Annotated in this window: 3 protein-coding genes; all 3 read right to left on the bottom strand. The window is 46.6% G+C overall.

Features of this window, described 5'->3' with window-relative positions; all coding sequences use genetic code 11:
- Window positions 1–2: 2 nt before the first annotated feature.
- Window positions 3–617, bottom strand: coding sequence for a reverse transcriptase domain-containing protein (locus tag QUA78_RS32110; RefSeq protein WP_333307209.1), 615 nt, complete (start codon window positions 615–617; stop codon window positions 3–5).
- On the bottom strand, window positions 511–918 hold the full coding sequence (locus QUA78_RS32105) for a reverse transcriptase N-terminal domain-containing protein (RefSeq protein ID WP_445302427.1): 408 nt from the start codon (window positions 916–918) through the stop codon (window positions 511–513). Before QUA78_RS32105 ends, QUA78_RS32110 begins: the two co-directional genes overlap by 107 nt.
- A gap of 552 nt (window positions 919–1,470) precedes the next feature.
- Entirely contained in the window at window positions 1,471–2,667 is a 1,197-nt protein-coding gene (locus QUA78_RS32100; protein WP_333307207.1) for an amidase, read from the bottom strand.
- Between the last annotated feature and the right edge of the window lie 86 nt (window positions 2,668–2,753).

Raw genomic sequence — 2,753 nt, 5'->3', positions numbered from 1 at the left:
ATCTAAATTTCCCGTTGCGAAAGCACTTTGAAATGCCAACCGAGGAAGTCAAATCCATCTGTCGTAGCCGTTAGCTTAGTTTTCTTTTCACTAACCTTCATGCCTCGTTCTGCCAGAAATTCGCTGACTTTATCAAGTATTGCTTTCGCATCATCTTTGGGTTTTAGAATTATTATCATGTCGTCCGCGTAACGGACTGATTGATGTATTTCCTCAATCCCATTGAGAGCGATATTGGCTAATAATGGACTAACCACACCTCCTTGTGGGGTTCCTTGTTCTGGAAATCCTGGATTGACTCCTGCTTTTAGACAACGGAATATTCCGGTCTTGATACCTCTTGGGGCGATGAGTCGTTCCATTATGCTGGTGTGGCTTATCCTGTCGAAACATTTTTCGATATCGAGTTGGATAACTCGTTTTTCTATTCTGTTACAAAAGGAGCGTAGATTATTAAATAGGATTTTTTGCGCGTCATGCGCCGACCTTCCTGTTCTAAATCCATAACTCCTAGCGTGGAAAGTTGCTTCGTGTGCTGGCTCGCTTCGCGTATTTTGCGAGGCATTGCCACGTTCTATCGGCGATAGTCGGTATCTTAAGGAGGCGGGTACTCCCATCCTTTTTCGGGATTGGTATTGAACGTAACTTCTGATGTTTCCAGTTGTTACTTTTGGTTCTAAGTTTTTCACTCAGGGCAAACCTTTCCTCAAATGTGAGTGAGGCTTGGACATCGATTCCCGCAGTCTTTTTGCCAGCATTTAGTTGAGTTACTTGACGTATCGCCAACATTCTTGCAGCCCGAGATTTCAGAATTAGCTTTTGGAGGGACTTCGCTTTCTGCTTGTCTCCAACCTGAATCGCTTTATACACGCGCTTTTGTAGGCGGAATAAATCACGGCGGAATTTCTTCCACGGCAACGTTTTCCAAGATTCACGCTTCGTTGCTGTTGTGTCTAATCATGCTCTGCTCTAGTTTGTGTACTCTGAACACCGAGCGACCAATTACGGTCTGTCCTACCCGAACTAAGGGGATTCCGCTGCTCGTCTAGCCTACTTTGGGGTTCGACTTCCCCTTGACCCTCAGTTCGTTTTTCTTCGTTCCCTCGGTTAGATTGATTGTTCCTTTAGGTGGAGCCAATTTAACTACTCAATCCCCTAGACTCTTGCCGATACCTGGTCGATGACTCGGCGGGAATAAGCTCCAGTGGAGTCGGGATCGATGGTCTGTGACCCGCTCGACGGTAAGTTACTTTTCTAGGCTCTATTTTCACCATCGGAACTCCCCATTAACGCCAGTGTCACCTCACATTAGATGTCTGATTGCGTCCTGTTCCCAGCTTCACTCTCCAAGAATCGAGCTTGGTCGGTGTGGGCAGGTAGGGAGTCATACCTGAGTCTGGCAGAAGGGACTTGCACCCTTATCAGACCGAGAGTTCAGCCTTGTGGCTGGAAACGCTATGTACGGGCTTTTTACCGTGATTCACGTTTCAACGAATCGCACCAACCATCCACCTCAATGGGTTCTCCTGGCTGACGGTGGGTGAAAGCAGGCACTGGCACCACTGGACACAGCCAAGCATCCCAATTAGATAAGAAACTTTCGATATTAGCAATCAGAATATCGCGCCCAATGAGGGCGGTGACATATCGTTGTTGCTGTTGAATCTGCGTCAAGTCTGGCTGGGATAAACCCAATTCAAAATTATAAATATTGAGGTAAGTATCACGTACCGCATTGCTATCAAAATTTGGCGGCTCGTTGTGTTGCTCTACACAGCATCCTAGAGCCGCTAGGGATGAAGCTAGTTTTTCTAGAGCGGCTTTGGTTTCGGCTGTTGCTGGAATATTACCAAAACCTTCTGACCAAGCGTAGCGGTAGGACTGTAGCGTGGTCACTGGGTTAACTTTTGTAGATATCGGCATTACTTCCGGCTGGCGGGGGTCTGAGTCTTGAATCAATGACAGGCATAATCGCAAGTCTTCCACACAACGGGTAAGAGGCCCTATTGTCTGTAAGTGCCGGATGGTTTTAGGTGTTCCTGGCAACTCTGGAATATGTCCAAATGTTGACACTCGATGCTCGGTCGGTTTCAAGCCGTAAATGCCACAGAAGTGAGCTGGAACGCGGATTGACCCACCAATATCACTACCAAGTTCTAGAGGGGATAACCCAGCAGCGATCGCACTCGCACCACCCCCAGTGCTGCCGCCTGGCGTATATTCATGGTTCCAGGGGTTGTTTGTTCTACCAAACAGAGGACTGTTGGTCTGAAAGTTATCAGCTAGTTGTGGTGTATTCGTCTTGCCCAAAATAATTGCTCCAGCAGCGCGCAGTCGAGCGACGACGATAGCATCTTGCTTTGGGACATAATTAGCTAAGGGTTGATAACTGCTGGTTGTGCGTAATCCTTTGGTTTCGAGGGTGTCTTTGATAGTTACGGGTACTCCATGTAAGAGCCCCCAATTTTCTCTTTGAGCTAATGCTTTATCTGCCGCTTTCGACTGCGCGATCGCATTTTCCGCATCCAGAGTCACAATCGCATTTAGTCCTGGGTTGTATTGAGCAATCTGACTCAAATAAGCTTCTATTACTTCTGTTGAAGAGACTTGGCGATCGCGGATTGCTTTTGCCAATTGATGAGCAGCTAAAAAAACTAAATCATTCATTATACTTAACTAGGGCGTGTCATCAAATAGAGTGGTTGACTTTTTGAACATTGTGTGAAGATAGTACGGAACTACAATCATTTACT

It is taken from the genome of Microcoleus sp. K4-B3, from assembly GCF_036704615.1.
Lineage (GTDB): Bacteria > Cyanobacteriota > Cyanobacteriia > Cyanobacteriales > Microcoleaceae > Microcoleus.
The sequence above is the reverse complement of the archived record's forward strand: the minus strand, read 5'-3'. Positions and strand labels throughout refer to the sequence as shown.